This is a genomic window from Streptomyces sp. NPDC005566 (assembly GCF_040605575.1).
Classification (GTDB): Bacteria; Actinomycetota; Actinomycetes; order Streptomycetales; family Streptomycetaceae; genus Streptomyces.
Window position 1 is genome coordinate 1 of sequence record NZ_JBEXDB010000044.1, and the last position, 14,744, is coordinate 14,744.

Annotated in this window: 1 protein-coding gene; it reads right to left on the reverse strand. The window is 70.7% G+C overall.

From position 1 onward, the window contains the following. Positions 1-14,744, reverse strand: a 14,744-nt coding sequence (locus tag ABZS61_RS34455; protein WP_356430370.1) for an SDR family NAD(P)-dependent oxidoreductase, incomplete at both ends; no start/stop codon positions are given.

Genomic DNA, 14,744 nt, shown 5'->3' on the forward strand with positions numbered 1-14,744 from the left:
CAGGACCGTCTCCAGACGCTCCTGGGTCAGGGCGGTGAACACACCGTCGTCGAGGACACCCGCCGCATGCACGACACCGGTCAGCGGAGCCTCGGTGGGGATGTCCGCGAGGACGGCAGCGAGAGCGTCGCGGTCGGCGGCGTCACAGGCGACGACATCCACCACAGCCCCGGCTTCCTGCAGCGTGTCCACGAGATCCGCTGCACCAGGCGCATCCGGACCTTGCCGGGACAGCAGGAGGAGGTGGCGGATGCCGTGTTGGGTGGCGAGGTGGCGGGCGAGGAGTCCGCCGAGGGTGCCGGTGCCTCCGGTGATCAGTACGGTGCCGTCCGGGTTCGGGCGGGCGGGGAGGGTCAGGACGTTCTTGCCGATGTGCTTGGCCTGCGCCATGTGACGCCAGGCGGTGACCGCCTCGCGTACGTCCCACACCGTCAGCGGCAGCGGTTCGAGCACACCCTGCTCAAAGAGGGCGACGACCTCGGCGAGGATCCGGCCCATGCCCTCCGGACCCGCATCCGACAGGTCGAACGCGAAATACGGGACGTCAAGACCGGTGCGGACATCTGTCTTGCCCATTTCGACGAACCGGCCGCCCGGTGTGAGCAGGCGTAGTGAGGCGTCCACGAACTCGCCTGCGAGGGAGTTGAGGACGACGTCGACTCCACGGTCGCCTGTCGCGGTCCGGATCTGCTCCTCGAATGCGAGATCACGGGAAGAAGCGATCCGTGACGGGTCGATCCCGTTGGTGATGAGGGTGGGCCACTTGCCGGGACTGGCGGTGGCGTACACCTCCAGGCCCCAGTGCCGAGCCAGTTGTACCGCGGCCATGCCGACACCGCCGGCCGCCGCGTGGATCAGCACCGACTCACCCGCCCTGACCCCGGCCAGGTCCTGCAGCCCGTACCAGGCGGTCGCGAACACCAGCGGTATAGCTGCCGCCTGCGCCCACGACCAGCCCGCCGGAACCTTCACGAGCAGCTCCCGGCCGGTCACCGCCCGGGCAGCGAAACCCCCGTCGAAGAACCCGAACACCCGGTCCCCGACATGAAGGTCTTCGACGTCGGGGCCCACCTCGACGACCACACCGGCCGCCTCCGAACCCATCGTTCCCGGTTCCGGGTACATGCCCAGCCCGAGGAGCACGTCCCGGAAGTTCACACCTGCCGCGCGGACCTCGACCCGTACCTGGCCGGGTTCCAGCTGCAGAGTGTCGGCGGCCTCGATGTGGAGGGATTCCAGCGTGCCGTCCGCACCCGGCAGCAGGTGCCAGCCGTGGTCCGGCAGCACCAACCCGCTCCTGACCGCACGGGTCAGGCGGGGCACCAGCAGCGCGCCGTCGCGGATGGCGACCTGTGGCTCGTCGATGCCGGCCAACAGCGCCAGGTCCAGTTGTTCTTCGGTGGCCGGGTCGGTGTCGACCAACACGATCCGGTCCGGGTGCTCCGACTGCGCCGAGCGCACCAGCCCCCACACCGCCGCACCCACCACATCCACGACCGCACCGGGATCAGCCGGAACCGCACCCCGGGTCACCACCGCGAGGCGTGAGCCGAACGTGCCCTCGTCAGCCAGCCACTCCTGCACACCGCGCAGAACCTCGCCGAGGACCCGCTCCACCGAACCGTCAGCAGCGCGCAGCACCGTCCATGCCGGAGTCTCTGCCGCGTCGCCGGTGGCACAAGTGCCCGGAGGCGGCGCGACCCACTCCACCGCGAACAGTGCGTCATCCGCAGGCCCGGCCGCAGACAGCTGTTCCGCCGACACCGCACGCGACACCAGCGAGCGTACGAGCGCGACCGGCGCACCGGTCCCGTCGGCCGCCTGAACGGTGATGCCCTCGCCCTCAGGGCGAATCGCCACCCGCAACGTGGTCGCCCCGACCGCGAACAGCTCCACACCCGACCACGCGAACGGCAACCGCGGCCCGGCGGTCTCGGTGTCGGTATCGGTGAGGATGAGGCCGGAGGGGTGCAGTGCGGCGTCGAGCAGGGCGGGATGGATACCGAACCCGTCCGCCGACTCAGTGATCGTCACCTCGGCGTACACACCGGACGCGTCGCGCCAGGCCGCGTGCACGCCCTGCAACGCCGGGCCGTAACCGAAGCCCACCCCGGCCAACGCCTCGTAGAAGCCGTCGACATCCACCGCTTCCACGCCCTGCGGCGGCCACACACTCAGGTCGAAGTCAGCGTGCGGGCCGTTCTGTTCCGCCAGCGAGCCGGACGCGTGCAGCGTCCACTCGTCCGCGCCCTCGGCACGGGCATGCACGTGGAACGGTCGGTCGCCCGAGGGATCCGGGTCCTCGACCCGTACCTGCACCTGGACGCCACCGGACTCCGGCAGCACCAGCGGCGCCCGCAGAACGAGTTCCTGGACGAGACCGCAGCCCACCTCCTGGCCGGCCCGCAGCACCATCTCCACCAACGCGGCACCGGGGACCACGATGCGGCCCAGCACGAGATGGTCGGCCAGCCACCCATGCGCACCCACCGACAGCAAGCCTGTCAGAAGAGTTCCAGCCCCCTCGGCCAACGAGACGGCTGTCTCCAGCAACGCATGCCCGGATGCGAACCGACCAGTCCCACCAGGCAGTGACTGCGGCCAGTACCGCTGGTGCTGGAACGCGTAGGTGGGAAGTGTGACGTGGCGGCCGGTGAGCACCGTGGTCCAGTCGACGTCGACGCCGGCCGCCCATGCCTCACCGAGGGAAGCCAGGACACGCCGCATCCCGCCCTCACCACGCCGCAGCGTGCCCAGCACCACCGCATCTGCGCCGGCCGCGTCGACCGTCTCCTCCACACCCACCGTCAACACCGGATGGGCGCTGACCTCGATGAACGTGCGCATGCCCTGCCCCAGCAGGGACCGGACCGCGGTCTCGAACTCCACTGTCGAACGAAGATTGTCGAACCAGTACCCGGCATCCAAACCGCCCTCGACAAGGCCACCGGTCAGCGTGGACAGCATCGGAACCGTGCCGACAGCCGGGGACAGCCCGGCCAGATCCGCAAGAATCCGCTCCCGGAGCTGGTCCATCCGCGGTGAATGGGACGCGTAGTCCACCGGGATCCGGCGTGTGCGGATGCCACGCTGTTCGCACTCCGCCATGAACGCGTCGAGCGCCTCGTCATCACCGGAGACCACCGTGGAGGACGGACCGTTCACCGCCGCCACCGACACCCGGTCCGACGTCAGCTCCTGGACCGTCTCCCGGCCGGCAGCCACGGACACCATGCCCCCGCCACCGGCCACCGCCACCAGCGCCCTCGACCGCAACGCCACCACCCGTGCCGCGTCATCCAACGACAGCCGGCCCGCCACACACGCCGCAGCGATCTCACCCTGCGAATGACCGACCACCGCGGACGGCACCACACCCGCCGAACGCCACACCTCGGCCAGAGCGACCATCACCGCCCACAACACCGGCTGGATCACGTCCACCCGGTCCACGTCACCGTCCTGCAGGACGACTTCACTCAGCGACCAATCGACATACGGGGCCAGTGCCGTCTCGCACTCAGTCAACCGCTCCCGGAACTCCGGCGAGGTGTCCCACAACTCCCGTGCCATGCCCACCCACTGCGAGCCCTGACCCGGGAACACGAACACCACACCACCAGAACCCGCGGTGGCCGACGCGGCTGTGGGCAGGGCGGCCAGCAGCTCCTCCCGGCTCTCGCCGACGATGACCGCGCGATGTTCCAGCGCCGCACGCGTCGTCGCCAGCGACCACCCCACGTCCACCGGCTCAAGCCCTGCATCGCCCGCGACATACGCCCCGAGCCGCTCCACCTGCGCCCGCAGCGCCGCCTCGGACTTCGCCGACACCACCCACGCCGACACACCCGAAACGGGAGCAGCCGGCGGCGGAACCTGGACCGGTTCCGCCGCCTGTTCCAGAATCACGTGCGCGTTCGTTCCGGACATCCCGAACGACGACACCGCCGCACGCCGCGGACGATCCGACACAGGCCACGCCCGGGCCTCCGTCAGCAACTCCACCGCGCCCGCCGACCAGTCCACCTCCGGCGACGGCTCATCCACATGCAACGTCGCAGGCAGCACACCATGCCGCAACGCCATCACCATCTTGATCACACCCGCGATGCCTGCCGCGGACTGTGTGTGGCCGATGTTCGACTTCACCGACCCCAGCCACAAGGGCTCGCCGCCCTCGCCTCGCTCCTGGCCGTACGTCGCCAGGAGCGCCTGAGCCTCGATCGGATCGCCCAGACGCGTTCCTGTCCCGTGCGCCTCCACCACGTCGACGTCCGCGCCGGTCAGCCGGGCGTTGGCCAGTGCCTGGCGGATCACCCGCTGCTGCGACGGACCGTTCGGCGCCGTCAAACCATTCGACGCACCGTCCTGGTTGATGGCACTGCCGCGCACCACCGCCAGCACCTGATGCCCGTTGCGCTCGGCGTCCGAGAGCCGCTCCAGCATCACCAGGCCGACGCCCTCGGACCACCCCGTCCCGTCGGCCGCCGCAGCGAACGCCTTGCACCGCCCGTCACCGGCCAGCCCGTCCTGCCGGTCGAACTCGACGAACGCGCCCGGCGTGGCCATCACCGTCACACCACCGGCCAACGCCATGTCGCACTCGCCGGTGCGCAGCGCCTGCGCCGCCAGATGCAGGGCCACCAACGACGACGAACACGCCGTGTCCACCGTCACCGCAGGACCTTCGAGCCCGAACGCGTAGGAAACCCGCCCCGAGATCACACTGCTCGCCGTACCGGTCAACATGTGCCCTTCGGCACCAGGTATCCCCGCCGCCCCGTATCCGGACGAAGCCGCACCGGCGAACACACCCACGCTCCGGCCGCGGAACGACCGCGGATCCATCCCCGCCGACTCGAACGTCTCCCAAGCCGCCTCCAGAAGGAGCCGCTGCTGCGGGTCCATGGCAAGCGCCTCACGAGGGCTGATCTCGAACAGCCCGGCGTCGAAGCCGTCCGCGCCCTGGACGAACCCGCCCAGTTGCACCATGTCGGCAAGCGTCGGCCAGCCTCGGTCGAGAGGGAACGGCGAGATGCCGTCCTTCCCGTCGGCGACCAGGTTCCACAGCTGGTCGGGGGAAGTGACTTCCCCCGGGAACCGGCACGCCATACCCACGATCGCCAGCGGCTCGTCGTTCCGGTCCGCCGTCACCCGGCGCGCCGGCTCCTCGACCGGCTCCAACTCACCGAAGAGCTGCTGGGCCACGTACTCGCACAGCACAGCCGGGGTGGGGTAGTCGAACGCCAGCGTCGCGGGCAGTCGCAGGCCGGTGGCTGCGGTCAGCCGGTTGCGGAGTTCCACCGCGGTGAGCGAGTCGAAGCCCAGATCCTTGAACGCCTGCCGCTCACCGATCGCATCGGCCGAAGCATGCCCCAAAACCGTCGCGGCGCTGCCGCGCACCAACTCAAGGAGTCTCTGTAGCCGTTGGGCTTCGGGAACGGTCCGCAGCCGCTGCATGAGCGCCAGACCCGCTACCGACTCCTGCGCGACCGCACGCCGCACCCGGCCGGCGACCAGACCACGCAGCAGGGCAGGCACCTCACCGTCCGCCCGCAACCCGGCCAGGTCGAGATTGACCGGCACCAGGTGTGCGGTCGAGCGCGTCAGGGCTGTATCGAAGAGGGCGAGGCCTTGCTCGGTGGCCAGGCCCCGTGCGAGCTGGTCCTGAAGATGACCGGTCATCGCGCTGGCCTGCTGCCACATGTCCCAGGCCAGGGAGAGGCCGGGTCGGCCTTCTGTGCGGCGTCGGGTGGCGAGGGCGTCGAGGTAAGCGTTGGCGGCGGAGTAGTTGGCCTGCCCCGGAGTACCGAACGTCGCCGAGGCGGAGGAGTAGAGCACGAACATCGCGAGGTCGGTGTCGCGGGTCAGTTCGTCCAGGTTCGCGGCGGCGGTGGCCTTCGCCCGCAGGACCGTCTCCAGACGCTCCTGGGTCAGGGCCGTGAACACGCCGTCGTCGAGGACACCTGCCGCGTGGACGACGCCGGTCAGTGGAGCCTCGGTGGGGATGTCCGCGAGGACGGCTGCGAGGGCGTCGCGGTCGGCGGCGTCGCAGGCCACGATCCGTGCCTGGGCACCCAGCTCGGCGAGCTCCGCGACCAGATCGGACACGCCAGGCGCGTCAGAGCCACGGCGGGACAGCAGGAGGAGGTGGCGGATGCCGTGTTCAGTGACCAGGTGGCGGGCGAGGAGTCCGCCGAGGGTGCCGGTACCGCCGGTGATCAGTACGGTGCCGTCCGGGTTCGGGCGGGCGGGGAGGGCGAGGACGTTCTTGCCAATGTGCTTGGCCTGCGCCATGTGGCGCCAGGCGGTGACGGCTTCGCGTGCGTCCCACACGGTCAGCGGCAGCGGTTCGAGGACGCCCTGCTCGAAGAGGGCGACGACTTCGGCGAGGATCCGGCCCATGCGTTTCGTGCCCGCATCGGTGAAGTCGAACGCGAAGTACGGGACGTCGAGACCGGTGCGGACGTCGGCCTTGCCCATTTCGACGAACCGGCCACCCGGCGCCAGCAGCCTCAGCGAGGCGTCCACGAACTCGCCCGCGAGGGAGTTGAGGACGACGTCGACTCCACGGTCGCCTGTCGCGGTCCGGATCTGCTCCTCGAAGTCGAGGTCACGGGAAGACGCGATCCTTGACCGATCGACTCCGTGGGTGATGAGGGTGGGCCACTTGCCGGGACTGGCGGTGGCGTACACCTCCAGGCCCCAGTGCCGGGCCAGTTGTACCGCGGCCATGCCGACACCGCCGGCGGCGGCGTGGATCAGCACCGACTCACCGGGCCTGACCCCGGCCAGGTCCTGCAGCCCGTACCAGGCGGTCGCGAACACCAGCGGTATAGCTGCCGCCTGCGCCCACGACCAGCCCGCCGGAACCTTCACGAGCAGCTCCCGGCCGGTCACCGCCTGGGCAGCGAAACCCCCGACGAAGAAGCCGAACACCCGGTCCCCGACAGCGAGGTCGCCGACGCCGGGACCGGTTTCCACGACCACACCGGCCGCTTCCGAACCCATCGTGCCCGGTTCCGGGTACATTCCCAGCCCCAGAAGCACGTCCCGGAAGTTCACACCCGCAGCACGGACTTCGACCCGCACCTGGCCGCTTTCCAGCGGCGGCGTGTCGGCCGCCTCGACGTGGAGAGACTCCAGCGTGCCGTCCGCGCCCGGCATCAGATGCCAGTCGTGGTCCGGCAGCACCAACCCGCTCCTGACCGCACGGGTCAGGCGGGGCACCAGAAGCGCACCATCGCGGATGGCGACCTGCGGCTCGTCGATGCCTGCCAGCAGCGCCAGGTCCAGTTGTTCTTCGGTGGCCGGGTCGGTGTCGACCAGCACGATCCGGTCCGGGTGTTCCGACTGCGCGGAGCGAACCAGCCCCCACACCGCCGCACCCACCACATCCACGACCGCACCGGGATCAGCCGGAACCGCACCCCGGGTCACCACCGCCAGGCGTGAGCCGAACGTGCCCTCGTCAGCCAGCCACTCCTGCACACCGCGCAGAACCTCGCCGAGCACCTGCTCCACCGGACCGTCACCGGTCGGCAGTACCGTCCACGCCGGAACCTCCACCGCGTCGCCGGAAGCAGCAGCACCCGGCGGCAACGCGACCCACGCCACCGCGAACAACGCGTCATCCGCGGGCCCGGCCGCAGACAGCTGTTCCGCCGACACCGCGCGCGACACCAGCGAGCGCACGACCGCGACCGGCGCACCGGTCCCGTCGGCCGCCCGGACGGTGATGCCCTCACCCTCAGGGCGGATCGCGACGCGCAACGTGGTCGCCCCGACCGCGAACAGCTCCACACCCGACCACGCGAACGGCAACCGCGGCCCGGAGGCCTCGGTGTGGTCGCCGAGGATGAGGCCGGAGGGGTGCAGCGCTGCATCGAACAGCGCTGGGTGGATAGCGAACCCGTCCGCCGACCCCTCGATCGTCACCTCGGCGTACACACCGGACGCATCGCGCCAAGCCGCCTGCACACCCTGGAACACCGGGCCATAGCCGAACCCCGCGCTCGCCAACGCCTCGTAGAACCCGTCGACGTCCACCGCGTCCGCGCCCTGCGGCGGCCACGCACGCAGGTTGAAGTCAGCCTCCGAACCTGCCTGTTCAGCCAGCGAACCCGCAGCATGCAGCGTCCACTCGTCCGTGCCCTCGGCACGGGCATGGATGTGGACCGGCCGGTCGCCCGACGGGTCAGGGTCGTCGACCCGGACCTGCACCTGAACGCCACCGGCCTCCGGCAGCACCAGCGGCGCCCGCAGCACCAACTCCCGCAGCAGACCACAGCCCACCTCCTGGCCGGCGCGCAGAACCATTTCCACCAACGCGGTTCCCGGCACCACCACATGCCCCGACACCACGTGATCAGCCAGCCACGGATGCGCACCCACCGACAGCAGTCCGGTCAGCACAACTCCGTCGCCCTCGGCCAGCGCCACCACGGAACCCAGCAGCGCATGCCCGGCATCCTCTATGCCCAGCGCCCCCGCATCCCCACCGGTCACACCCGGCTGCGACCAGTACCGCTCACGCTGGAACGCGTACCTCGGTAGATCGACCACCCGGCCGTTCCAACCGGCGTACACAGCCGTCCAGTCCACGCCGACACCCACAGCCCAGAGGCGGCTGACGGCAGTGAGCGCGGTGTCGGTCTCGTCGCGGTCCTTGCGCAGGACAGGAATGAACTCGGCCCCGACGACGGTCTTCTGGGCCATGCCGGACAGCACGCCGTCCGGGCCGAGCTCCACGTACCGCGTCACACCCATCGCTTCGAGAGCCGTGACACCGTCCGCGAATCGCACTGCCTGCCGCGCCTGCCGCAGCCAGTAATCCGGCTCCTGCATCAGCCCGGCTTCGGCAATGGCACCCGTCAGGTTCGACACGACCGGTATCCGTGCCGGGTGGAAGGTCAACCCGTCCAGCACGCCCGCGAATTCGTCCAGCATCGGTTCCATCAGGGCCGAGTGGAACGCGTGCGACACCGACAGGACGCTGAACCGCAGGCCACGGGCGGCACACTCCGCCGCGTACCGCTCGACGGCCTCGACCTCGCCGGAGAGCACCACGGAGTGGGGGCCGTTGACGGCGGCGACGTCCAGACCGGAATCCGCGACATCCGCCTCGGTGGCCTGCACGGCGAGCATGCCGCCGCCCTCGGGCAGCGCCTGCATCAGGCGGCCACGCTCCGCCACCAGCACGCACGCATCGTCCAGGTCGAGGATCCCCGCGACATGTGCGGTGCTGATCTCGCCCAGCGAGTGGCCCAGCAGCACGTCCGGCGTCACACCCCATGACTCGACGAGACGGTACGACGCCACTTCGAGCGCGAACAGGCCGGCCTGCGCCCACATCGTCTGATCGAGACCGACCCCATCGGTCAGAACCTCGCGCAGCGGACGCTCCAACCGGGCGTCAAAGCGGGCGCACACCGTGTCGAAGGCCTCGGCGTACACCGGGAACTGTTCGTACAGCCCCAGGCCCATGCCCGCACGCTGCGAACCCTGACCGGTGAACAGGAACGCGGTCCGCCCCTCGGCAGCGACACCCGCGGCAAGGACATCCCCGCCGTAAGCCATAACCGTGTCGCCGGCCAGGACCACGCGGTGTTCCTGCGCGGCCCGGGTCGTCGCCAGCGACCAGCCGACGTGTACCGGATCCAGCTCCGGATGCTCGGTCACGAACGACCGCAGCCGCTCCGTCTGCACCCGCAGCGCGGCTTCGGACTTCGCCGAGACCACCCACGGGACCACCTCCGGTGTCCGCAGCGACGGCAGGTCGTCCGATGCCTGCACCGGCTCGACGGCCTCCGGGGCCTGCTCCAGAATCACGTGTGCGTTCGTCCCGCTGATACCGAACGACGACACACCCGCCCGCCTCGGACGGTCCGACACCGGCCACGAACGCGGCTCGGTCAGCAGTTCCACCGCGCCCGTCGACCAGTCCACCTGAGGCGACGGGCGGTCCACGTGCAGCGTCGCCGGCAGCACGCCGTGCCGCATCGCCATGACCATCTTGATCACACCCGCGACACCCGCGGCAGCCTGGGCATGGCCGATGTTCGACTTCACCGACCCCAGCCAGAGCGGCTCGTCCTCCGCGCCACGCTCCTGACCGTAGGTCGCCAGCAGCGCCTGCGCCTCGATCGGGTCGCCGAGCCGCGTCCCCGTCCCGTGGGCCTCCACCACATCGACATCCGCACCGGTCAGCCGGGCGTTCGCCAGTGCCTGGCGGATCACCCGCTGCTGTGCGGGACCGTTCGGCGCCGTCAGACCATTCGACGCACCGTCCTGGTTCACCGCGCTGCCGCGCACCACCGCAAGGACCTGATGCCCGTGGCGCTCGGCGTCCGACAGCCGCTCCAGCATCAGTACGCCGACGCCCTCGGCCCAGCCCGTCCCGTCGGCCGCCGCCGCGAACGACTTGCAACGGCCGTCGGTCGCGAGCCCGTCCTGCCGGTCGAACTCGGTGAAGACGTTCGCCGTGGCCATCACGGTCACGCCGCTCGCCAGCGCCAGATTGCACTCTCCGGCACGCAGTGCCTGCGCCGCCCAGTGCAGAGCCACAAGTGACGACGAGCACGCCGTGTCGATCGTGGCCGCCGGACCTTCGAGCCCGAACGCATACGCCACCCGGCCGGAGATCACGCTGTTCGCCGTGCCGGTCAGCAGGTGACCGTCGGAACCCGGCACACCGCCGTAGCCGTATCCGGACGAGGAAGCGCCGGCGAACACGCCCACGTTCCGGCCGCGGAGAGACCGCGGGTCCATGCCCGCCGACTCGAACGTCTCCCACGCGGCCTCCAGCAGCAGCCGCTGCTGGGGATCCATCGCCAGGGCCTCACGCGGCGAGATCCCGAACAGGCCCGCATCGAACTCGGCCACGTCATGGACGAACCCGCCCAAACCGCCGGCTGCGCCAGCCACGTTCGCCGGCCATCCGCGATCCGTCGGGAACGCCGACATGGCGTCCGCCCCGTCGGCGACAAGGTCCCACAACCGCTCCGGCGAATCGACCCCGCCCGGGTAGCGGCACGCCATCCCCACGATCGCGATCGGCTCGTCGACGGCACCCACCGGGATCGGCACCAGGTCCGCAGGCTGCGCCGCATCGATCAGCAGAGTCCGGAGGTACTCGGCCAGCACTCGCGGCGCGGGGTAGTCGAACACCAAGGTCGCGGGCAGGGTCAGCCCGGTGTGCGTGGCCAGCAGGTTGCGCAGTTCGACCGCCATCAGCGAGTCGAAACCCAGATCCCGGAATGCCCGCTCGGGTTCGACCTCGTCCACGCCCGAGTGACCCAGCACCGTCGAAGCCAGCCCTCGTACCAGATCCAGCAGCATCTCCTGCTGTCGTGCCTGGGAGACGGCCCTCAGTTCACCGCGCCACGGCAGGTCGGCGTCAGCGGTACCACCGATGGCCCCGTCGGCCTGTACGGCCTCGGGCAGGTCGGCGAGCAGTGAACTGTGGCGGGCCGAAGTGAACGCGGACATGAAGGCGGGCCAGTCGACGTCCGCCACCGTCAGCGCGTCCAGTCCGCCGTCGACCGCTTCGGCCAACGCCCGCATCGCGAGCGCCGGATCCAGCGCGTTCAGCCCACGCCGACGCAGGTACTCCTCCGTCTCCTCCCTGGTGGCCATCCCTCCTTCGGCCCACGGGCCCCAGGCCACCGACGTTCCCGCCAACCCGCGGTCGCGGCGGTGCTGCACCCAGGCGTCCAGGAACGCGTTGGCCGCCGCGTACGCACCCTGACCGCCGCTGCCCCACGTCGCGGCGATCGACGAGAAGACGACGAACAGGTCGAGCGGCAGGTGCGCAGTGAGCTCGTCAAGGTGCACCGTCCCGGTCACCTTGCTCTCGAGCACCTCCCCCACCGCGTCCAGGCTGGTCCGGTCCAGCTTTTCCGGAGTCCCGACGCCGGCGGTGTGCACGATGCCGGTCAGGGGCCATTCCGCCGGAATGGCGGCGATCACCGCGGCGAGGGCATCCCGGTCGGCCACGTCGCAGGCGGCGACCGTGACCTGTGCACCCAGCCCGGCCAGTTCGTCCACCAGGCCGTCGGGGGCCACGCCGCCGCGGCTGGTCAGCACCAGGTGTGGCACACCCCGGCCGGCGAGCCAACGCGCCACCATGGAGCCCAGCGCACCGGTGCCTCCCGTGACCAGTACCGTTCCCGACCCACTCCACGTCCCGCCGGCCGGTGCCACGGGCTCGGCCCGCAGCACGCGCCGGCCGTGGACGCCGGACGCGCGAACGGCGACCTGGTCCTCGCCGCCGTCGGCCAGGACTCCGGCGAACCGGGCGGCAGCACGGGCGTCCAGTTCGGCCGGCAGGTCCACCAGACCGCCCCACTGCTGGGGGAACTCCAGCGCGGCGACCCGGCCCAGACCCCAGACGGCGGCCTGGCCGGGACTCCGCAGCGGATCCGACCGCCCGGTCGACACCGCGCCCCGCGTCGCCGCCCAGAGCGGGACGGCCAGGTCGGCGTCGGCCAGTGCCTGCAGCAGCGACAGCACGACCGCAAGAGGAGCCGGGACCCCGCTGCGTGCGGGAAGGTCCTCGACGGCTTCGGCCGACAACACGACACCGGACAGGTCATGGGCCTCGCCGGCAAGACGTTCGAGCGTCGCCGCCAGCTCGCGCCGCCCTGTCGAACCGCCGTCGAGGGACACACCGACCACCGAAGCCCCGGCACCGGTCAGCGCCGCGGCCACATCCGACCGCTCCGAACCGACGACTACCCACGTCCCCGCCAAGGGCCCTGTGGGCGACAGGCCGGTGAGCGGTTTCCAAGTGACCTGGTATCGCCAGGAGTCGACCACGGAGCGTTCGCGTCGTTGGCGTCGCCAGGCGGAGAGGACCGGCAGCAACTGGTGGAGGGCGTCGGGGGCGTCGGGCAGGTCAAGTTCGGTGGCCAGTTGTCCGAGGTCCTCGCGTTCGACCGCGTCCCAGAACCGGCTCTCGGTCAGGTCGCCGCCACTCGGAACGCCGGTGGGTTCGGCAGCCGGCTCCGGCCAGTACCGGGCGCGCTGGAAGGCATAGGTCGGCAGGTCGACCGTTCGGCCGCCCCAGCCGGCGAAGACGGCGGTCCAGTCGATGTCGGTGCCTGTGGCCCAGAGGCGGCTGATCGCGGTGAGGGCGGTGTCGGTCTCGTTGCGGTCCTTGCGCAGGACGGGGACGAAGTCGGCTTCGGCGGCGGTGTCCTGGGCCATGGCCGACAGGACTCCGTCGGGGCCGAGTTCCACGTACCGTGTCACGCCGAACTCTGCGGCAGCCGCGACCCCGTCGGCGAAACGGACCGGCTGCCGCACCTGGTTCAGCCAGTACTCCGGCTGCTGCATGGCGCCGGGTTCGGCGACGGCTCCGGTGAGGTTCGAGACGACCGGGATCCGGGCCGGGTGGAAGGTCAGGCCGGCCAGGACGGCCGCGAACTCGGCCAGCACGGGTTCCATGAGGGCGGAGTGGAACGCGTGCGACACCGACAGGACGTTGAACCGGCGGCCCCGCTCGGCGCATTCGGCCGCGGAGCGCTCGATGGCTTCGGTGGTACCGGAGAGGACTACGGAGTTCGGGCCGTTGACCGCGGCGATGTCCAGGTCGGAGGCGGCGACGTCGGCTTCGGTGGCTTGGACGGCGAGCATGCCGCCGCCTTCGGGCAGGGCTTGCATGAGCCGGCCCCGTTCGGCAACCAGCGTGCAGGCATCGTCCAGGTCGAGGATGCCAGCGACGTGTGCGGCGGTGATCTCACCCAGGGAGTGGCCCAGGAGTACGTCGGGGGTGACGCCCCAGGATTCGACGAGCCGGAACAGGGCGACTTCGAGTGCGAACAGCCCGGCCTGCGCCCACATGGTGTGGTCGAGGTCGGCGCCGTCGGTGAGGACCTCGCGCAGGGGACGTTCCAGTCGTACGTCGAGCCGTGCGCAGACCGCGTCGAAGGCTTCGGCGAACACCGGGAACGACTCATAGAGTCCCAGGCCCATGCCGGTGCGCTGCGAACCCTGACCGGTGAACAGGAACGCGGTCCGGCCCTCGCCCGCGACGCCCGTGACGAGAATTCCGTCCCCGGCCAGCACCGCACGGTGCTCCAAAGCAGCCCGCGTGGTCGCCAGCGACCAGCCGACGTCCACCGCGTCCAGCTCGCAACGGTCGGCCGCGAACGACTGCAACTGCTCCACCTGCGCCCGCAGGGCGGTGTCGGACTTCGCTGAGACCGTCCACGGCACGAGGCTTGGTGTCTGTCGTGTCGCAGGAGTCGGTTGGGGTTGTGGTTCGGGGGCTTGTTCGAGGATGACGTGGGCGTTGGTGCCGCTGATGCCGAAGGAGGAGACGGCTGCGCGGCGGGGCCGGTTGTCGGTCTCGGGCCAGGGGCGTGCTTCGGTGAGGAGTTCCACCGCGCCCGCGGACCAGTCGACCTGGGGGGTGGGCTGGTCGATGTGGAGGGTGGCGGGCATGAGGCCGTGGCGCAGGGCCATGACCATTTTGATGACGCCCGCGACACCGGCGGCGGCCTGGGTGTGGGCGATGTTGGATTTGACGGATCCGACCCAGAGGGGTTCGTGGTTGTCGCCTCGGTTTTGGCCGTAGGTGGCCAGGAGTGCTTGGGCTTCGATGGGGTCGCCGAGGCGGGTGCCGGTGCCGTGGGCTTCGACGACGTCGATGTCGGTGCTGGTGAGGTGGGCGTTGGTGAGGGCTTGGTGGATGACGCGTTGTTGGGAGGGGCCGTTGGGGGCGCTGAGTCCGTTGCTCG